This window comes from Gluconobacter vitians, assembly GCF_015244565.1.
In the GTDB taxonomy this organism is placed as follows: domain Bacteria; phylum Pseudomonadota; class Alphaproteobacteria; order Acetobacterales; family Acetobacteraceae; genus Gluconobacter; species Gluconobacter vitians.
This window is the reverse complement of record NZ_JABCQG010000020.1, coordinates 15087-34531: the sequence shown is the minus strand read 5'-3', so window position 1 is coordinate 34531 and position 19445 is coordinate 15087. Positions and strand designations below refer to the sequence as shown.

The following is a 19445-nucleotide window of genomic DNA, read 5'->3' as shown; positions in this document are numbered from 1 at the left end:
TCAAGGAGTGGCGTGCAGTCGCGACCAGATACGAAAAAACAGCGGCGTCATTCCTTGCCGTCATACACATCGCTGCTGCTGCAGACTGGATCAAGTGCTAACAGGCCCTAGTTTTTATTTGATTGTTTCCAGTAAAAAATTATCGCTGCCGTGCGGAGCCGGAACCGTGCCGGAAGAATTCCGGCACGGTTGGGCGGGAAAGTCAGAGTTCGGCCCACTGGCGCAGCAGGTTGTGATAGGTCGAGGTCAGGCCGAGGACAGCGGGGTGACTGTCGGGCAGCGCCTTGCGGGTCTCGATGATGGAGCAGTCAAAGTCGTAGAGCAGTCTGCGCTTGGTGTCGTCGCGGACCATGGACTGGGACCAGAAGAACGAGGCCCAGCGGCTGCCGCGTGTGATGCGGTTGACGCTGTGCAGGCTGGTCGAGGGGTAGAGCACCATGTCGCCTGCGGGGAGTTTCACGCTCTGGGTGCCGTAAGTGTCCTGGATGACGAGTTCGCCGCCGTCATATTCATCCGGACCGGTGAGGAAGAGCGTGGAAGAGACGTCCGTGCGGATGCGCATCCCCGCACCGGGGATCGGGCGGATGGCATTGTCCACATGGGCATCGAAATGCATCCCGGTGTCGTAGCGGTTGAAAAGCGGCGGATAGACGCGCAGGGGCAGGGCAGCGCTGTTGAAGGTCGGGTTGCGGCCTAGCGCGCGCAGGACGAGCTCCCCGAGTTCACGGCATTCGGGCGAGTCCTGCGGGATCTGGAGGTTCAGCTTGGCTTTGGCGGACTGCTCGCCGGCGGTGACGCGGCCATCCGTCCATTCGGCGGCTTCCAGTCTGTCACGGAAATAGCGGACTTCTTCAGGGGAGAGGACATTGGGGATGTGGACGAGCATGGGGTTCGATCTCTGGAAAATTTAGTTGAGAATGACTCTTATCTTGGAGTCATAAGGCCGTTTGTGAAGGGCGGCAATCAGGCGCCGGACCGGGTGTCGCGCATCCTTTCGTTGACACGTCTGGCAGAGCGGGGGATGAGACGGGGATGGCATTTCATTCCCTTTCCGTTGCGTGGTGTGCGGGACTGTCGCGTCGACAGGTGGCTGCCGCGTGTCTTGTTGCGCTGGCATGTAGAGTGGCGCCGGTCCGGGCCTCGGAAGGGATGGGGGCGCCGCTGTCCATTCACGATGCGATTGCGGCGGCCTGGAGAACGGACCCCGTGCGGGCCGAACTGGAAGTTAATCAGGATTCTGCCGATGCGCGGGCGAAGGCGGCGCAGTCCTGGTTTGCAGGCGGGCCGACGCTGACGGGCGACTACTATGATGACCGTATCAGCGGCTCCAATCATGGCTACATCACCTGGCAGGGCGGCGTTTCCGTGCCGCTCTGGCTGCCGGGGCAGGGCACGGCGACCGAGAATGTGGCGAAGGCCGAGGCGAAGACAGCAACCGTTCGTCTTGATGTAGAGCGGATGTCGGTTGCGGTGCGGGTTGTGGATGCGACCGGGGCTGCGATCATGGCCATGCGTCGGCAGACGGCGGCTCTGGCAACGGTGGCCGCGCTTCGGCGGATCGAAGGAGACGTGCAGCGGGCCGGGCATGTGGGTGAAATCGCAGTGTCGGATCAGCAGGCCGTGGAGGCGCAGCTGGCGCAGGCGCGCAGCGAAGCGGACATGGCGGCTGAGGAAATCGAAACCACTGCGAGCCAGTTGCGGACGCTGACGGGGCTGCCGGGTGTGCCGGACATTACGCAGGCGGATGAGCACTGGCTGGCGCTGACGCGGGCCAATGATGCACGCTGGGTCGAGGATGTCGATCCGCGGGTACGGGCGACGCATCAGGCCGTGATTGCGGCGCAGAACCAGATGAAACTGGCGCGCAAGAGCTTCATGCCCAATCCGGAAATCGGTGTCGATGCGATTGATCAGGGGCAGTATGACAGCCCCTGGGACACGCAGGTGGGCGTCAATCTGCGGGTGCCGCTGCCCAGTGCGGTGACGAATACGCCGCAGGAATCCGCGGCACGGGACCGGATGGCGGCGGCAACGCGGCAGGAAGTCGAGGCGCGGCGGGCTGTGCGCAACGAAATGGCGCAGGTGCGGGCGCATCTGGTCGCGGCGACGGGGTCGCTGTCGAACTCGCGCGTCGAGGCCAGTTCCATGCTCCGCCGGGCGGACGGGATGGAGCGGTCCTGGCGGGTGGGTGAGACGCCGCTGATCGAGGCGTTGCGGGCACGGATGGATGCGTATCGGGCGCTGCTGGATCTGAACCGTGCGGAGATTGCCTGGCATGCGGCGATCATCCGGATGGGTATTGCGACGGGGACCATTCCATGAGCCGGTTTGTGCGTTTTCTGGTCTGTGGGGTGGCGCTGTGCGCGCTTGGACATGCGGGTGCGGCGGATGCGCCGGGCTGGATGCAGCCGCTGACGCTCGGGGCCGAGGCGCAGGAGGGTGAGCATCTTCAGACCGCGGGGTGCGGCAGGGGACGCTGCATGACACGGTCTCGGCACTGGCGCGGGTGAGCGCGGATCTGTCGCGGACGGTGGTGATTCGCACGAGCGGAGACGGGAAGGTCACGGCGGTGCGAGTGACGCCGGGGCAGAACGTGGTGCCCGGGCAGGCGCTCATTGATTACACGGATCATTCCCTTCACGTGCTGCATCGTCAGCTGGAGCAGGACGAGGCGGCTCTGGCGTCAGCGAAGGCGACGCTGGGGGAGGCCGAGCTGGCCTATCGGCGCGGGCAGTCGCTTGTGGGCAGCACGGTGTCGGCCGGGGAAGTGCGACGGCGTCAGGCGGCGGTGCAGCAGGCGCGCAGTGCGGTCGTGGCGCGGGAAGCGGATATCGGGCTGATCCAGCATCGGCTGACGGAGGAGTTCACCTCCGTGACGGAAAAGATCGTGCAGGATGAGGCCTCCACGTTGATTTCGCCGGTGCGGGGTGTGGTGCAGTCCATCCAGACTTCCGTGGCGTCGGATGTGACGCCGGGGCAGCCTGTGGCGACGGTCGTGGATCTGTCGGGCGTGTGGATTGTCGCGGATCTGCGGCCCGATGAGGTGTCGCGGCTGGTGCCTGGTGGTGTCGTGACGGTTCGTCCGTCGGGGAATGCGCGGGCTGAGCCGTTCCGGGCGAAGATTACGACGATTGATGGCGTGGCTGATCCGGTGACGGGGCTGGTGCGGGTGGTGTGTGTCGTGGACCGACCGGTGGCGTTTCTGCGGCCGGGGATCATGCTGGATGCAGCGCTGGAAACCAGTGAGGCCGTGGACGGCATGATCGTGCCGTCGAATGCGGTGCAGACGATCGAGGGGCATGACCTTGTCTATGTGCAGACGGCCGATGGGCAGTATGCGCCGCGCGAGGTCCGGGTGCGGCTGGCGACGGATAAGAGCGTCGTCGTGCAGGGCAATCTGAAGGCGGGGGACCGTGTGGTGACGGAGGGCAGCTTTGCCCTGAAATCCATGTCGCTCGTCAGCGGGCTGGATACGGACTGACCGGGTTTCATGCTGCATTTTTTTCAGTCCAACCGTTTTGTCCTGCTGGGTCTGCTTGTTGCGCTGATGATCGGCGGGGTGATGACCGTGCCGGGCCTGCCGGTCGAGCCGGTGCCGGATATTTCGCCCAAACAGGTCATGGTGTCTGTCACCGCACCGGGGCTGGCGACGGAAGAAGTCGAGAAGCTCATTACCTTTCCGGTTGAGGCGAGCCTGACGGGTATTCCGGGTGTGACGGATCTGCGTTCCGTGTCGCGGACGGGGGTCTCGGCGGTTTATCTGCAGTTCGATGACGCGACGGATATTGATCTGGACCGGACGCGGGTTTCGGAGCGGCTGCAGGCGGCGCGGGACAGCATCACCATGCCGGGTGTGAGTGTCTCGATGGGGCCGCTGGCGACGGGCATGGGCGAGATCATGCAGTTGCAGATCCGGGGCGCCGGGCTCTCGCTGATGGAGCTGAACCGGCTCATGACCTGGACGGTCGTGCCGCAATTGCGGCTGGTGCCGGGTGTTGTGGACGTCAACGTCAATGGCGGGTCGGTCCAGACGTATCAGGTGGCGGTTGATCCGGCGCGGATGCGGGCCTTCGGGGTCTCGGTCAGCGAGATCGTGCAGGCTGTCGATACGAACAATGCGTCCTCCGGCGGCGGCTGGATTGCGCATCATGCCGAGCAGAACGTGGTGGTGGGCCGCGCACTGGTGGGCAGTCTGGCGGATTTTGGCGCCATTCCGGTGAAGCTGGGAACAGGCGGGCATGTGATCCGGCTGCGGGACATGGGCGTTGTCTCCGCCGGGCCGAGGACGCGGCTTGGGGCCGTGACGCGTGATGGGCAGGGCGAGGCGGTCATTGGCGTCGTGATGATGCAGACCGGGGCGAGTTCGAATGCGACGCTGGATGCAATCGGGCGCGTGCTGCCGGCGATCCGGCAGTCTTTGCCGCCGGGCGTGACGCTGGAACCATTCTACAGCCGGGCGAGCCTGACGGGGCAGACGATCCATACGGTCAAGGAAAACCTGCTGATCGGCGCGGCGCTGGTGCTGTTCGTGCTGGTCGTCGTGTTGGGGGACTGGCGGGCGGCGCTGGTGATCGTGTCCGTCATTCCGGCGTCTCTGGTGGCGGCGATGGCGGGGATGCGACTGTTTGGTGTGTCGGCCAATCTGCTGAGTCTGGGCGCGATTGATTTCGGAATGATCGTGGACAGTTCGCTCGTCGTGGTGGAGCACATCATGGTCGAGCGTGGGGAGCGTCGGGCGTCCGGATCCTTTGCCGCGCTGACGGCGGATGCTGCACGGGCCGTGGTGCGGCCGGTCAGTTTTGCGATCTTCGTCATCATCATGGTCTATCTGCCGGTGCTCACGCTTCAGGGCATCGAGGGCAAGATGTTCCGGCCGATGGCGCAGACGGTCATCATGGCGCTGCTGGCTTCGCTGGCTTACTGCTTCGTCTGTGTTCCGGTGCTGGCGGCGCTGGTGATGCGCAATGCCCAAGCCGGACCGGGAGACCTGGTTCGTGCGGACGGTGCGGCGGTATTACGAGCCGGCCCTGCGCTGGACGGAGCATCACAGCGGGCGGCTTCTGGTCGTGACCGTGGCGGCGTTTCTGCTGGCGGTGCTGGTTGGCGGGCGTCTGGGCGGGGAGTTCGTGCCGCAGCTTGAGGAAGGCTCGCTGGTCCTGACTTCGACGCGTCTGCCGGGGGCGTCGCTTGATACGGTACTGGACGGGGTGACGGCGGAGGAGAAAATCCTGCGGTCTTTTCCGGAAGTGCAGACGGTCGTCAGCAGCACGGGAACGGCGGCGATCCCGACCGATCCGATGGGAACGAATGAGACCGATACGTTCATTTTCCTTCGTCCGCATGACGAATGGAAGACGGCGTCCACGCAGGCCGGGCTGGTTACGAAGATCAATGACGTGCTGGAAAAGACGCGGCCGGATGCGGCGTATTCCTGGTCGCAGCCGATCCAGATGCGGATGGATGATCTGCTGGCTGGCGTGCGCACACAGCTTGCGATTTCGGTCTATGGCGATGACCTTGCGGAGCTGAACCGGATTGCCGGGCAGGTGGTTGAGACGCTGCGGACGGTGCGCGGTGCGGCGGATGTGGCATTGCAGGGGAGCGGGACGGTGCCGTTCCTGCATATTGACGTGAACCGGGATGCGGCGGCGCGGCTGGGGGTGTCGGTGCCGGATATTCTTGCGGTTGTGGAAGCCGTGGGCGGTCATGTCGGCAAGCCGGTGACGGTGCAGGGCGCGATCATTCCGACGCAGGTGCGTCTGCGGGAGGATGCAGTCAGTTCAGCGGATCGGATCGGGCATCTGCAGGTACGCCGGGCGGACGGGCAGGGCTGGGTTCTGCTGTCACAGGTGGCGGATATCGTGCTGTCGGACGGCGTATCGCGGATTGACCGGGACAATATCCACCGCCGGGTGATCGTGCAGGCCAATATCCGCGGGCGGGACGTGAGTTCATTCGTGGCGGCGGCGCAGCAGGCCGTGGCGCAGAAGATCAGGATGCCGCAGGGGTACCGGATGGTCTGGGCCGGGCAGTTCCGGAATTTGCAATCCGCGCTGCACCGGCTGTTCATTGTCGTGCCGATCGCGCTGGCGCTGATTTTCCTGCTGCTGGTGGCGGCTCTGGGATCGTTCGGGGCAGCGGCGCTGGTCTTTGCCAATCTGCCGATGGCGGCGACGGGCGGGATTTTCGTACTTGCGCTGCGGGGGCTGCCGTTCAGTATTGCGGCGGGGATCGGGTTTATTGCGCTGTTTGGCGTGGCGATTCTGAACGGTGTGGTGCTGGTCAGCCAGATCCGGGTGTTCCGGTAGGAAGGTCTTGCGGCGGCGGATGCGGCGTTTCAGGCGGCCCGGAGCCGGTTACGGCCGGTTCTGGCGACAGCGTCCGTGGCCAGTCCGGGCTTCTTTCCGATGGCGTTTTCGGGCGGGTCGGGTGCGGAAGTGGAGCGGCCTCTGGCGTCGGTCGTGATCGGAGGGCTGGTGTCCTCGACGCTGCTGACGCTGTTCGTATTGCCGACGCTCTATGCGCGGTTTTTTTGGCCGTGACGATGAAAGCGCCCCGGACAGGGGGTGAGCCTGTCCGGGGTGGGGGCACTTACTGGAAGGGCAGGTAGCGGAAGTCGAAGAAGATCTGGCTCATGCTGGTATGTGGATCGCCGCCAATGCCGGACCAGATCTGGCGGCGGGCATAGGCGAGCTGTGTGCCGGCTTCCACCGTGCCGAACTTGCCCTTGAAGAAGCGCCACCATGCGCCGAGCGTGACTTCGGACACGCCACGGGTGTTGGCGGTGCAGGACAGGGCGGAGAGTTCCTGCAGGCAGCCGGCATTGGAATAGCCGGGATTGCCGTAGCCGTAGGAACTGCCGTTCTGGTTGAAGTAGGAATGGCCGACGCGCTGGGTGCCGAAATAGCCATAGACATCGATGCGCGGGTTGGGATGCGCGATGATGCCGGCCTGGGCCTGGACGCCGAAGAGCGGATCGGGGCTGCCATTGGCCTTGAGCGTGGCATCGGGCAGCAGGACGGAGCCGTAGCGGTTGATGCCCCAGCCTGCGAGGCCGGCCATGCGCAGTTCCACCTTGCCGGGAATGAGCGGCAGGATCATGGAGCCGCCCGCGCCGCCGCCGATGGCGGTGTTGTTATGGCCGGTATTGCCCATGGTTACGCGGTCATGGGGGAAGTGCAGGATGCCTTCCATTTCGTAATGGCCCCAGACGGGATCGTAGGCGACCTTGCCGATGACGTCAGGCGCAATTTCATTGGAGAAATTGGCCGTGTCATTGGTCAGGCCAACACCGTTCTCGCCGATCGTGACGGTGGAGCCGTTGGGCATCGACACCGCACCGTTGCTGGTGGAAAAGCCGGTCGTGTCATACAGCGTGGCCGGGTTTTCGATTGAAAGACCGGTCCACAGACGGTGATGGAAGAAATCCTTCACGATGCGGACCTGCCACTGGCGGGACCAGGTCTGGCCCGCCAGCATCGAGGCTTCGATCGTTTCCGGAAGGCTTTCCTGTCGTGCGACGATACCGGCACGGCCCGGCGTCAGAAGGCTCCAGGCCTGACCGCCGAGGAAATGCCAGCCTTCCTTGTTGTCGTCATAGGCCAGATAGGCCTGACGCAGACGGAAGGAGTAGCTGTTGCTCTCGTAAGGATCGGTCGTAACGGCGCCGGCGCCGAAATCGGATTCAAAGAAGCCCGAGATCGTGGCTTCGGAATTGATGTTGCCGCGTGCGAGCAGGGACAGGCGGCTGTAGCGGGCGCCGCCGTCAAAATTGTTGGTGTGATAGCGCGGCTCGTTCGGATACGGCATGTCCTGCCAGTAGTTGAACGTATCGGATGCGACATGGCGGTTCTCGAGCACGGCGGCCGTATCGACGAAACCGCCGAGCATGAGCGTGACCGGGCCGAGATGGAACACGCCGTGATCGCCGACGGCACCCGCGGACTGCGCGCCCAGCGTCTCACGCGGATGCGGACCCACGCCGTTTTCCGCGAAATGGACGAGCACGTCTTCGGCGCGATGCCCGACGACTGCGAGTTCGGAGCCCTTGTCCGTGTCGATCACCCCGCGTCCGGTGGGGGAGAGGGAAACTCGGTCGCGCCGTGCCACAGCGCCGCGGACAGGTTCGGCTCCGGCGGTGGCGGTCATTTCGCCAGGCGTAGCCGTGAACTGGGGAGCTTCGGCGGTTTTAAGGCCATGACGGCGCGCGGATGCGGTGGTGATCCGTTCGCCATGCTCTGCGTGGAGGTCAGTGCGGGCGTCCGGACGGGCGGCGGCGAGCTGTCCGTCATGGGAGGCGGAGGCATGGGAGGCAGAGCTGCCCGAGGCGTGGTGTCGGGCGATTTCCGCTTTCAGCACGGCCATGTCGTGATTGATGGCGCGCTGTTCTTCCTGCACATGGGCCTGAGCGGCCTGAAGGCGGCTCATTTCCTGTTCCATTTTTGAAACGATATCATCGTCGGCCCGGGCTTTTGTCCCCAGTACGAGGACGCCAAGGGTTGTTCCGAGAAACAGGCATCCACGTCCTGATAACCGCAGGACGTGCAGAGTGCGGAAGGTGAGCAGTTTCAACTAATTCCCCCATGTCAAAAGATGTCCCGAACATGTGCATGAACTCGCGCGCGATAGCTTCTAAAAAGATTTTCAGGTGTGGGGGCGGTGTGGGACGGCGGAAAACTGCTGTGAGTGGAGGGAAATATTCGGAGCGGCTTCTGGGGTTATCACGGAAACGTGAGTTCGGTTTCGCAATGTGAATTCCGTGATCCTGCTGTGCCAGGAGGGCAGTGTGATGGAAGACGGATAGTAAAAAACGCAACTATATCGTGGATTTTCTTTTGAATACGGACGTGATCCGGATCGGGAACTTCGGGTCTGTTTTTCCTGAAAGGTGGGGTGCTCCCTGTGTTCTTTGGAACCGCTGTTTTTCGAGGGAGCGGATATCCATGGTCTTTGTCTGTAAGGAAAAGTATCAGATCCGTTTTTCCGTGATGTGTTGAAGAAGCAGGAGGTGAAAGTTCCGGCTTCACCGCACCGGGACGGTCGGGCATGCTGGGGGGAACGAAATGGGGAGGCGTTGTTCTTCCTCCGGAATGGGGTGCCGTGATGAAAGTTGCTCTGGGACAGTTTGCCGTTGCGCCGGACTGGGAGACCAACCAGCGCCAGTGTCTGGATCTGATCGGGAAAGCGCGTGAGGGTGGGGCCGAGCTTCTGGTTCTGCCCGAAGGAATTCTGGCGCAGGATATCAATAATCCGGAGCTTCTGCCGCAGACGGCGCAGCCGCTGGATGGTCCGTTCATGGAAGGGCTGCGCAAGGCCAGTCAGGGCATTGCCGTGGTGGGATGTGTGAATGTTCCGGACGGGGCAGGGCGGTTCTACAACACGCAGTTCGTGTTGCGGGACGGAGCGTTCATTGCGACGTATCGCAAGCTGCATCTGTATGACGCGTTCAGCATGAAGGAATCCCAGCGCACCTCGCCGGGGCTGGAGCTGCCGCCCGTGGTGCAGATCGGGGACATGAAGGTGGGTCTGATGACCTGCTATGACGTGCGTTTTCCGGAACTGGCGCGTCATCTGGCACTGGCGGGGGCGGAAGTTCTGCTGCTGCCGGCGGCCTGGGTGCGGGGGCCGGGCAAGGAGCGTCACTGGGAAATCATGTCCGTGGCGAGGGCGCTGGAAAACACCTGCTATGTCGTGGCGGTCGGGGAATGCGGCGCGCGCAATACCGGCTTCAGCATGGTGGTCGATCCGCTGGGTGTTGTGACGCTGGCGCTGGGCGAGGCGCCTGCACTGGGCTTTGCCACGCTGGACCGGGAGCGGATCGCTCATGCGCGGCGGGTGCTCCCGGTTCTGGAAAACCGGCGGTTTGCGGCACCCGTTCTGGCGGAGCTGCAAGGCTGAAGCCTGGCTGCAGGAGAGGTCTATCTTCTGCAAACGGCTGTGTTACGGTGCGTTTCTGTTAAACAGTCTTGCAGACGAATGATGAAGAACCGTATCGCGTGGGGTTTGGGGGCCGGTGCTCTCGTTATGGGGCTTGGTGTGATCGGTCTGAGCCTGCGGAATCCGCACGCAATGCAGGCTCAGGCGGGCCGGCCAGACCCGTGCGCTTCTGCGGCCGGGCAGGCCCAGCGCCCCCAGAACTGTTCGGATTCCGGCCATTCCTCGGGCGCCGTGTATATTCCAACATCCACCAGAAGGTCCGACGATAAGAGTGGCGGCCACGGTGACGGGGATGAGGGCTCGGCGGGCCATGCCGGATTTGGCGAAAGCGCGGGTGGCCATGCGGGCGGGGGCGAATAGTTTTCGCGCATGGTTCAGCTGCGCCGTCTGACGTCTTCTGCAAGGCCGGACTGGCAGGCTGAGGCGGACCGGCTCGGCTACCATTATTACCGCAATGCCGATGGCAGCTTCGCCTGGCGCGAGGATGTCCGTTACGAATTCGATGCGGCTGCGGTCGCGCTCATCCGGAAAGTCTCGGAAACGCTGCACCGGCTCTGCCTGTCGGTCGTGGACGAGGCCGTCAGGCAACCGGGCGGACTGGATGCGTTTCATATTCCGCCTGCCGTGCAAGACGTGGTGCGCCAGTCCTGGGCGCGGCGTGACCCGTTCCTGATCGGCCGCTTCGATCTCGCCTGGTGCGACGGTCAGCCCCGGCTGATCGAATATAATGCCGATACACCCGCAACATTGCCCGAAAGCACGCGGATGCAGAATTCATGGCATCGGCAGAAGGGGCATCCGCATGCTCATGCACCTCTGGATGCGCAGGCTCTTGTAAATCGGCTAGCGGATCTGCGACGGAAGGGACGGATTGATTGCACCATTCACATCGTGCCCTATCCGGACAATCTCGAGGACACGACCCATGCCGTCTATTACCGGCAATGGGCCGAACAGGCCGGATTTGAGGCGATCCATTGCGAATTGCGCGATCTGGAAATCACGCATGGCGGCCAGCTTCTGCATCGCGGACGCATCGTCCGGAGCATGATCCGCATGTATCCTTGGGAGTTGATGTTTCGCGATTCCGGCGCGCGGCATCTACAGAACTGTGGATGTACGTTCCTGAATCCGCCCTGGACGGCGCTTTTATCCAACAAGGCGCTGCTGCCCGCCTTGTGGAAGCGTTATCCGGGGCATCCCAATCTGCTGGCGGCCGGTTATTATTCGGCGCAGGACGTGATCGGCAGGCGCGGACGTTCTTCTTCCCGCGCCTATGTGGAGAAACCGATCCATGCACGTGGGGGCGAGAATGTGCGTATCCTGCGCGATGGCCGCGCCCTTTGCGCCGAAAGCGGGACCTATGGCGCATATCCGAAAATCTATCAGGAATTCGCCGATCACCGCGTTGACGGGGTGACGGCATCGGTCGGGGCTTGGATTGTCGGGGACAGCTTCGCCGGTCTGACCATGCGGGAGAGCCAGGACCCGATTGTGCGGCACACCTCGCCGATCGTGCCGCATCTGGTCCGCAGGCCGGGCTTCATGCGCAGACTGCTGCGCCCGGGGTGAGCGATCGCGGAGCATGTCTGAAAGCTTCACACAATACCGCCCCGGTTTTGCCACATGATGGGATCAGCGTCCCTTAGGGTGCCGACTTCCGACATCGTGAGGATGCCATGCGACCTGTCAGTGCAATCAACAGATTTGGATGGGGCCAGCGGGACAGCGCGCGGGAGGGCGCGGGTCTGTCACTGCATGACTGGCTCGCGCATCAGTTGACCGGGCCTGACACGGCCATGTTCAGAGGCGTGTCTTCCTGTGCGGATGGCCTGATCGCATTGCGGGAACAGCGTCGCACCAAGGTGCAGGGTGACCCGCTGGTCAAACCGATCTTCCAGGCGGAAGTCGCCACGCAGATGGACACCCTGCTGCTGACGGATCAGCCTTTTCGGGAGCGGCTGGCGTGGTTCTGGTTCAACCATTTCACGGTCAGTCTGCGGCAGGGCAGCACGCGGGCTGTCATCGGCGCCTATATGCGCGAGGCCATCCGCCCGCATGTGACCGGGCGTTTTTCGGACATGCTTCTGGCGGTCATGCGGCATCCGGCCATGCTGATGTATCTGGACAATGCGTCCTCCATCGGGCCGGACAGCGCGGCAGGCCGCAAGAGCCATCACGGGCTGAACGAAAACCTGGCCCGCGAATGTCTGGAACTGCACACCGTCTCGCCCGCCGCCGGATACAGCCAGGGAGATGTGACGTCCTTCGCCGCGATCCTCACCGGCTGGGGCGTGGACATGAAGGCAGAGCGGCCGGGTTTCGTGTTCCGGGAAAAGGCGCACGAACCGGGACCGAAAACGCTCATGGGACAGGCCTTTCCGGAAAGCGAGGACGGCGGCGTGCAGGCCCTGCACTTTCTTGGCACGCATCCCGCGACCTACCGCCATATCGCCACGCAGATGGTCCAGCATTTCGTATCGGACACGCCGTCACCCGCTTTCGTGCGGCATGTCGAGACCGTTTTGCGGGACAGTGAAGGCGATCTGCAGGCGGCATCCCTTGCGCTGGCGGACCTGCCCGATCCGGGGCCGGGCGGGGGCAAGTTCCGCTCGCCCATGGACTACGCCACGGCCGTGCTCCGGGCATTATCCATCGGTGGAGAGCCCAGCCGGCCGGACGATCCGCATTCCCCCGCCCATCAGCTGGCCTCGGCTTTCAGTACACTGGGACAGCCGCTGTGGACCGCACCGCTGCCCAATGGCTGGAGCGACAATGCCGCGGACTGGTGCGCGCCTGCGGACATGCTGGCCCGGGCGGACTGGGCGTGGCGGGTGGGCAGCTATGCCCCGGCCGGAAGCCAGCATCCGGACGCCGATCTCTATAGCCAGATCCTCGCCCTGAATGCCCATGACCCCGTGACAGGCCCCGCTTTCCGCAACGCCCTGAAGGCCCGCGGATTTTCCGAGGCGTCCCGGATGGACATGGGCGGCACAGCGGTTCCGGAAAAGTCCCGCAAGCCCGATGCCTTCGCCCGGCTGTCCACGGCGGCTGGGCAGATGCTGGCTACGCCACATGGGCCCCGGATCGCGGCTCTGGAAATCGGCGGATGGGACACGCATGCCGGGCAGCTCGGACGGCTCGGCAGTCCGCTGGCACAGCTCGATCGCGGTATCGGGGCGCTGCGTCAGGGGCTTGGCGAGAGCTGGAAACGCACGGTGGTTCTCGCGATGACGGAGTTCGGACGGACCGTCCGTATCAATGGCACGGGCGGGACGGATCACGGAACGGGCACGGTCGCTTTTCTGGCCGGTGGAGCCGTGGCGGGCGGGAAAGTCGGGGGAACCTGGCCGGGTCTGCGGAGCAGCCAGCTGTTCGAGAACCGGGACCTCGCCCCCACGACGGATCTGCGGGCAGTGGCGGCAGGCGTTCTCTGCGACCACCTGCATCTGCCGTCGCGTGCCGTTGCAACGGTCTTCCCGGGCCCGACCGTGGACCCCATGACAGGGCTGGTCGTCCCGGTCTGAATACGTTTCAGAACTCCGAGACGACCGCGAAGAACATGCCCCGGCGCTGACCGTACTGCGCCTGATAAATGCCGACCCCGCTGCCATCCCGGAGCTGATAGCGTTTGTCGAACAGGTTGACGACATCGGCGCGGACCTTGATGTCATGCCCGAACGGCACTTTCGTGAAGGTGTGCTGGTAGCCGATATTGAAGACGTCGTATTGCGGCTCCTTCTCCAGATTGGCAAAGCCACTGCGCAGGCCATAGCCATAGACGAAATCGGCATAGGCCATGTCATGTTTCGTGGTCCAGGAGGCCCCGGCCGTAGCGGTGAATTCGCCCTGATGGTCAAGCTGGATCGCGTGATTGCGGATATAGGCCAGTTCGACCGGATCGAACTGGTACTGCGCGGAATTGATGTCGCGCGCCGAGGTTTTGACGTAGGAAAAATTGCCGAAGAGCGACCACGGACCATGCCGCCAGGAACTGCCGAATTCGGCACCATAGACGCGCCCGCGCCTGTAGCTGAAGGGGGCCAGAATGACCGCACGGCCGAACTGCCCGAGATCGGTAAGGTCATGCGCCCATTTGGCATAGGCATCGAGCGTGATCTGAAACTCGGGCGTAATGCGCTGAAGGATGCCGCCATCCACATAATGCGATTTCTCGACCTTCGTGGCGCTGTCGATGGTGTTGGCCGCCGCGTTCGTCGTCCCCGCAAAGCGGGCCAGTGTGGACGGGTAGACATATTGCGGGGAAGGCGGGGCGAAATAGCGCGAATAGCCGAGATGCAGGGTCGTGCTGCGCGTTGGTTTCCAGACCATGTTCGCACGCGGGCTTAACTGGCCTTCCTTGTCGAAAGATGACGCGAAACGGTCGTAGCGGATGCCGTAATTGAAGGTCAGGTTGCGGGTGATTTTGTACTCGTCCTGAATATAGGCACCGGCCTCGACCGACCAGTTCCCGGTATTGTCGATCAGACGCACGGGCGTGTTCGCGCTCTGGTTGCCCATGTCATCCACGGGAAAAGCGAGCGTATCGGTATCGAGACGTTCGGACGTGTACTGTCCCAGCAGCCCGGCCCGTAAGGTATGATGGCGTGCAATGTCATAGGACAGGTCAGCCTGCATGCCGCCGGTCGTGAAATCATTGACCTCATGTTCGGACACGCCCTGATAGATCAGGTCCGGGTTACGGTCCGGCGTGTAGTCGATCCGCCCGTAGCGGAAATAGGGCGAAACCTGAAGGTTCAGCCGGTCGGTCGTGCGCTGATAGGACAGGACGGCGTAGTAGTTCTGTTCCGTCTGGCTGTCGTTCAGGCTGGCCCAGTTCATGGCCGGATCATGCGGGTTTACGCCTGCGACATCATAAAGCGTCGTGTAATCCGGGCTGTTCGTATCGAAGGTCTTGAAGGAGTTGGGGATCTCGAAATCCGCATAAGAGGCGCTGGTCAGCAGCGTAAGGCGGCTCGTCTCGTCCAAATGCCAGGACAGATAAGAAAACGCCTTTTCCTGTTCGGTCACATCATGGATCGCGCGGAACGTGTTGCTCGGATTTTCGATGCCGATGTTGTTGCGGGTGAAGGACAGCGTGGTGAAATAATCCAGCTTTCCATGCTGGCCCCCAATCTGCACGGAGGGGACAAACGTGTTGTAGCTCCCCCCGTAAAGCGAGACCTGATTGTGTTTGAGGCTGTCACCGGTCTTGGTGGTTACGTCCACCACGCCGGCGGTGCGAAAGCCGAACTGAGCGGGGAGGGTGCCGGTCAGCAGGTCCACGGACTGGATGATGCGGGTGTCGAGTTCCTGGCCGAAACCGTTCAGCCCTTCAGGCAGCAGAACTCCGTTGACGCGGTAGGTCAGCCCGCCATGCTCACCCCGCACATGCACCTCGCCATAACTGTCGAGAACGACACCGGGGACGCGCAGGAGGATCTGGTTGAAGACCGCGTTCTGACCACCCGGTGTGGTCGTGATGTGGTGCTGGTCGATGGTGTAATCCACCGCGCCAAGGCTCGGAAAAATGTGGGCCCGTTCGCGGTTGAGATGGCCGACGACGCTGATCCGTTCGGAGCTGGACGGTGTTTTCGGGAGGGCTGATAGCTTGGTGACAGCAGGCTTTTTCGTACTCGGGGATTTGGCTTCGGGAGAAGCTGCATTTGCGATGCTTATTCCCACAAATAGCATAATGACCAAAATATAGCTTTTGCTATATAAAAAATGGGGCGTAAGCGAATATCTTCGCGCGGGAAGAAGCATGAGGGCGAGCCTGCACAATAGATGTCAGCCATCATGAGCGATGGAGCGAGGCTCTACTTAAAGCACCTACGATATAATATGCAACATGCTATATAGATAAGTTCATGGCATCGTAGGGAATGCGGCAGACTTCAGGAATGGTGCGGGCGATCGGCGAGCCAGAGCATGACGTCGAGCTGGCCTTTCAGCGTGACCGTATGGATGTTCTCAAAGCCTGCATCCTCAAGCCAGCGGCGCATGTTTTCGTTCGAGAAGCCGAGCCAGGCATGGGCGGCCTGTTCACGGAGTTCTCTGTGATCGTGGGTGATGAAATCCACGATCAGCAGGCGGCCGCCGGGGGTGAGGACGCGGCCGGCTTCGTCGATCGCAGCGCCGGGATGCTGGGCGTAATGCAGTACCTGATGCATGACGGCGGTATCGACGGAAGCCGCGGGGAGCGGGAGGGCGTAGAGGTCGCCTTGGCGCCAGTCGATGCGAACCGTGGTGTTTTCGTCCAGTTTCGAACGCGCCAGTCTGAGCATGGCGGGGCTTCGGTCCACGCCAATGGCGCGCTCCGCTCCGGGGCCGAGCAGTTCGATCATGCGGCCGGTTCCGGTGCCGATGTCCAGCAGGCGGCCCAATGGGTGCGGAGCGAGAATCTTACGGATGGCCGCCTCCACTTCCTCTTCGGGAACATGGAGGGAGCGCAGGCTGTCCCATTCGGCGGCGTGGGCCTCGAACCAGTCTTCGGCCTCGGTGGCACGGACGGTTTTTACGGCGGAGAGGCGGGCACAGTCGGCCAGACGTTCGGTATCAGGTTCCTGATCCCAGGCATCCATGGCGGCTAGGGCGGGGGCAATAATCTGCCGGTCGCCGAGGGTAAGAAAGACCCAGTTACCTTCCTTGCGGCGGGAGATCAGGCCGGCCTGATCCATGATTTTCAGATGGCGTGACACCCGGGGCTGGCTCTGGCCCAGGACCTGCGCCAGTTCGCCGACGGACAGTTCCATCTGGCGCAGGAGGGCAATGATGCGGAGGCGCGTGGCGTCGGCCAGGGCCTGAAAGAGAACCAGAGACTGTGTCATGTACAAACTATATAACAATATCATTATATACGCAAACAGTTTGACAGGCTGTTTCGGATGGTTCTATCTCGGAACGCCATGGTTCTCCGGCCGGGTTGTGAATCCGGGTGGAGCCAAGAGGGAAGCTGGTGTGAGGCCAGCGCTGTCCCCGCAACTGTGAGCGGTGAGTCGGTGCCACGATGTCACTGGATTGTCCTGATCCGGGAAGACGGCATGACGATGATGACCCGCAAGCCAGGAGACCTGCCATGGCCGCAGCGAGCCGTCCGGCGGGGTGTCTGGATGGTGAGGGATCCACCGCGTCCGAACGGTCGGACGTGCATGGATCCTGCTGCCCAAAACGGCTTCGGCCAGTGATTTGGGAGTAATGTCATCATGGGCGTCAGTGTCGCCTCACTCGGATTTCCGCGCATCGGTCTGCGTCGTGAACTCAAGACCGCACTGGAAAGCTACTGGTCGGGTCGTTCGGAACTCGATGCGCTTCTGTCGACCGCATCCACTCTGCGCAGGGTCAACTGGACCAGCCAGAAGGAGCATGGCGCGGATATCGTGCCGTCGAACGATTTCTCGCTTTACGATCATGTCCTGGATATTTCGGCTATGCTCGGTGCCGTGCCCGAGGCCTATGGCTGGAAAGGCGGGACGGTTGATCCGGTCACCTATTTCGCGATGGCCCGCGGGTCCCAGGGGTGCTGTGCACATGGCGTGACTGCGGGGGAAATGACGAAGTGGTTCGATACGAACTATCATTATCTCGTGCCGGATCTGACGGCGGACCAGACATTCCGCCTGTCCACGACGAAGGTTGTTGACGAGTATCGTGAGGCCAAGGCGCTTGGGTTTCAGACGCGGCCGGTGCTGCTCGGGCCTGTGACCTATCTGCTTCTGGCCAAGATCCGTGGCGACCAAGAGGTGAGTCCGCTCGGGCTTCTGGAGCGGGTGCTGCCGGTCTATCAGCAGGTTCTGGAACAGCTGGTGGCGGAAGGTGCGGACTGGGTGCAGTTCGATGAGCCGGGGCTGGCGCTGGATCTGGATGATGCGGCGCGGGCAGCGTTCCGCACGGCCTATGCGACGCTGACGGCCGCTGTTCCCTCCATAAAGATCATGCTGACCCCGTATTTCGGCGCGCTGGATGACAATCTCGACACCGCGCTGTCGCTGCCGGTGCATGGGCTGCATCTGGATCTGGTCCGGGCCCCGGAACAGCTGGCCGATGTGCTGGGCAAGGTACGGCCGGAGCTTCTGCTGTCGCTCGGGGTTGTGGATGGTCGCAATGTCTGGCGTGCCGATCTCAGCCGGCTGCTGAACGGGCTTGAGCCGATCTTCCGGGCGCGGGGCAATCTCGTGCTGGCGCCGTCATGCTCGCTGTTGCATGTGCCGATCGATCTTGCGCGCGAGACGGATCTGGACCCGGAAATCGGGCAGTGGCTGGCTTTTGCCGTGCAGAAGATTGCGGAACTGCGCACGCTGGCAACGGCGCTTGAGCAGGGGCGCGATGCCGTGCGTGATGTGCTGGAGGCGTCCGACCGGGCGGCCAGTCTGCGTCGCAGTTCGCCGCGCATTCATGATCTTGCAGTGCAGACCCGTCTGATGGCCGTGACGCCGGAACAGAGCTGCCGGAATGCGCCGTTTGCCCGGCGTCGCGATGAACAGCAGGCTTGGCTGGACCTGCCGCTGTTCCCGACAACGACCATCGGATCGTTCCCCCAGACACCGGAAATCCGCGCTGCGCGTGCGGCCAATGCCAGGGGCGAGTTGCCGGAAGCGGACTACACTGCGTTTCTGCGGGAGCAGACCAGCAAGGCCGTGCGCTGGCAGGAAGAGGTCGGGCTGGATGCGCTGGTGCATGGCGAATTCGAGCGCAATGACATGGTGCAGTATTTCGGTGAGCAGCTTTCGGGTTTCGTGTTCACGAAGCATGCCTGGGTGCAGTCCTATGGGTCGCGTTATGTCCGCCCGCCGATCATTTTCGGGGATGTGTCGCGCCCGCACCCGATGACGGTCGAATGGTGGCGTTATGCGCAGTCCCTGACGGAGCGTCCGATGAAGGGCATGCTGACAGGGCCTGTCACGATCCTCAACTGGTCGTTCGTTCGTGATGACCAGCCGCGGGCGGCGACATGCCGTCAGATCGCGCTCGCCATCCGTGACGAAGTGCAGGATCTGGAAGCGGCCGGTGCGGCGATGATCCAGATCGACGAAGCTGCACTGCGCGAGGGTCTGCCGCTGCGTCGCAGGGACTGGAAGACCTATCTGGACTGGGCCGTCGAAAGCTTCCGCCTGACGGCATCGGGGGTTGCGGATCGCACGCAGATCCACACCCATATGTGCTATTCGGAATTCAACGACATCATTGTCGCCATTGCGGCGATGGATGCGGATGTCATTTCCATCGAGACGGCGCGTTCGAAGATGGAACTGCTCGATGCATTCGTGCAGGACGCCTATCCGGCCGAGATCGGTCCGGGGGTTTACGACATTCATTCCCCGCGCGTTCCGACCGTTGAGGAAATGGTGGCGCTGTTGCGTGCGGCACGTGAGCGTCTGGAAGACCGGCAGATCTGGGTCAATCCGGATTGTGGTCTCAAGACCCGCAAATGGCCGGAAGTCGAGCCTGCGATTGCCAACATGGTGGAAGCGGCCCGTCTGCTTCGGGCCGAGGCTGCGGCCTGATTTCCT

The 19445-nt window shown here is 62.9% G+C and carries 12 protein-coding genes, 2 pseudogenes and 1 riboswitch; of the genes and pseudogenes, 10 read left to right on the top strand and 4 right to left on the bottom strand.

Annotation, left to right across the window (positions count from 1 at the left end; genetic code table 11):
• Nucleotides 1-101 (top strand): annotated as a pseudogene (locus HKD24_RS12750) (IS5-like element ISMex42 family transposase); the annotation flags it as partial.
• Nucleotides 102-202: 101 nt separating this feature from the next.
• Here the strand turns inward: HKD24_RS12750 and HKD24_RS12745 are convergent.
• Nucleotides 203-886, bottom strand: coding sequence for a Fe2+-dependent dioxygenase (locus HKD24_RS12745; protein ID WP_194260620.1), 684 nt, complete (start codon nucleotides 884-886; stop codon nucleotides 203-205).
• A gap of 263 nt (nucleotides 887-1149) precedes the next feature.
• On the opposite strand from HKD24_RS12745, the gene HKD24_RS12740 reads away from it, so the two are divergent.
• From HKD24_RS12740 to HKD24_RS12730, 4 genes and pseudogenes are all read left to right on the top strand, one after another.
• Nucleotides 1150-2322: a TolC family protein gene (locus HKD24_RS12740; protein ID WP_194260622.1), complete on the top strand. Its 1173-nt coding sequence runs from the start codon at nucleotides 1150-1152 to the stop codon at nucleotides 2320-2322.
• Complete coding sequence (locus HKD24_RS15320; protein ID WP_228124395.1) at nucleotides 2319-2510, top strand: hypothetical protein; 192 nt, start codon at nucleotides 2319-2321, stop codon at nucleotides 2508-2510. Before HKD24_RS12740 ends, HKD24_RS15320 begins: the two co-directional genes overlap by 4 nt.
• A complete protein-coding gene (locus HKD24_RS12735; protein WP_322783317.1) occupies nucleotides 2462-3481 on the top strand; it encodes an efflux RND transporter periplasmic adaptor subunit in 1020 nt (339 codons plus the stop codon). The genes HKD24_RS15320 and HKD24_RS12735 overlap by 49 nt, the downstream gene beginning before the upstream one ends.
• A 9-nt stretch (nucleotides 3482-3490) precedes the next feature.
• Nucleotides 3491-6542: pseudogene (locus tag HKD24_RS12730) on the top strand (efflux RND transporter permease subunit).
• 49 nt (nucleotides 6543-6591) lie between these two features.
• On the opposite strand, the gene HKD24_RS12725 reads toward HKD24_RS12730, so the two are convergent.
• Nucleotides 6592-8571 (bottom strand): hypothetical protein, encoded by a 1980-nt coding sequence (locus tag HKD24_RS12725; RefSeq protein WP_194260619.1) that lies wholly within the window; start codon nucleotides 8569-8571, stop codon nucleotides 6592-6594.
• A 474-nt stretch (nucleotides 8572-9045) separates the two neighbouring features.
• On the opposite strand from HKD24_RS12725, the gene HKD24_RS12720 reads away from it, so the two are divergent.
• From HKD24_RS12720 to HKD24_RS12705, 4 genes are all read left to right on the top strand, one after another.
• On the top strand, nucleotides 9046-9897 hold the full coding sequence (locus HKD24_RS12720) for a deaminated glutathione amidase (protein WP_228124394.1): 852 nt from the start codon (nucleotides 9046-9048) through the stop codon (nucleotides 9895-9897).
• Nucleotides 9898-9975: 78 nt separating this feature from the next.
• Nucleotides 9976-10296 carry a hypothetical protein gene (locus tag HKD24_RS12715; RefSeq protein ID WP_194260618.1) on the top strand — a complete coding sequence of 107 codons (321 nt, stop codon included), beginning with the start codon at nucleotides 9976-9978 and terminating at the stop codon, nucleotides 10294-10296.
• A 9-nt stretch (nucleotides 10297-10305) separates the two neighbouring features.
• On the top strand, nucleotides 10306-11508 hold the full coding sequence (locus HKD24_RS12710) for a glutathionylspermidine synthase family protein (RefSeq protein WP_194260617.1): 1203 nt from the start codon (nucleotides 10306-10308) through the stop codon (nucleotides 11506-11508).
• Between the two features lie 107 nt (nucleotides 11509-11615).
• Nucleotides 11616-13463 carry a DUF1800 family protein gene (locus tag HKD24_RS12705; protein WP_194260616.1) on the top strand — a complete coding sequence of 616 codons (1848 nt, stop codon included), beginning with the start codon at nucleotides 11616-11618 and terminating at the stop codon, nucleotides 13461-13463.
• A 7-nt stretch (nucleotides 13464-13470) separates the two neighbouring features.
• Here the strand turns inward: HKD24_RS12705 and HKD24_RS12700 are convergent, their stop codons facing one another.
• Nucleotides 13471-15621, bottom strand: a complete 2151-nt coding sequence (locus HKD24_RS12700; RefSeq protein WP_407646376.1) for a TonB-dependent receptor — start codon at nucleotides 15619-15621, stop codon at nucleotides 13471-13473.
• Nucleotides 15622-15833: 212 nt separating this feature from the next.
• Nucleotides 15834-16766 carry an ArsR/SmtB family transcription factor gene (locus tag HKD24_RS12695; RefSeq protein WP_194260614.1) on the bottom strand — a complete coding sequence of 311 codons (933 nt, stop codon included), beginning with the start codon at nucleotides 16764-16766 and terminating at the stop codon, nucleotides 15834-15836.
• Between the two features lie 62 nt (nucleotides 16767-16828).
• Nucleotides 16829-17031: riboswitch (cobalamin riboswitch) on the top strand.
• Between the two features lie 110 nt (nucleotides 17032-17141).
• Between HKD24_RS12695 and metE the strand changes: the two genes are divergently transcribed.
• The gene (metE, locus tag HKD24_RS12690; RefSeq protein WP_194260613.1) at nucleotides 17142-19439 is read left to right on the top strand and encodes a 5-methyltetrahydropteroyltriglutamate--homocysteine S-methyltransferase; all 2298 of its coding nucleotides are present in this window, start codon (nucleotides 17142-17144) and stop codon (nucleotides 19437-19439) included.
• Nucleotides 19440-19445 lie beyond the last annotated feature (6 nt).

Excerpts from the sequence above, each read along its gene's own strand:
- HKD24_RS12710 (WP_194260617.1), top strand. The coding sequence starts at position 10,306 with ATGGTTCAGCTGCGCCGTCTGACGTCTTCTGCAAGGCCGGACTGGCAG.
- HKD24_RS15320 (WP_228124395.1), top strand. The coding sequence starts at position 2,319 with ATGAGCCGGTTTGTGCGTTTTCTGGTCTGTGGGGTGGCGCTGTGCGCG.
- HKD24_RS12740 (WP_194260622.1), top strand. The coding sequence starts at position 1,150 with ATGGGGGCGCCGCTGTCCATTCACGATGCGATTGCGGCGGCCTGGAGA.
- HKD24_RS12695 (WP_194260614.1), bottom strand. The coding sequence starts at position 16,766 with ATGACACAGTCTCTGGTTCTCTTTCAGGCCCTGGCCGACGCCACGCGC.
- metE (WP_194260613.1), top strand. The coding sequence starts at position 17,142 with ATGGGCGTCAGTGTCGCCTCACTCGGATTTCCGCGCATCGGTCTGCGT.
- HKD24_RS12745 (WP_194260620.1), bottom strand. The coding sequence starts at position 886 with ATGCTCGTCCACATCCCCAATGTCCTCTCCCCTGAAGAAGTCCGCTAT.
- HKD24_RS12715 (WP_194260618.1), top strand. The coding sequence starts at position 9,976 with ATGATGAAGAACCGTATCGCGTGGGGTTTGGGGGCCGGTGCTCTCGTT.
- HKD24_RS12705 (WP_194260616.1), top strand. The coding sequence starts at position 11,616 with ATGCGACCTGTCAGTGCAATCAACAGATTTGGATGGGGCCAGCGGGAC.
- HKD24_RS12720 (WP_228124394.1), top strand. The coding sequence starts at position 9,046 with ATGCTGGGGGGAACGAAATGGGGAGGCGTTGTTCTTCCTCCGGAATGG.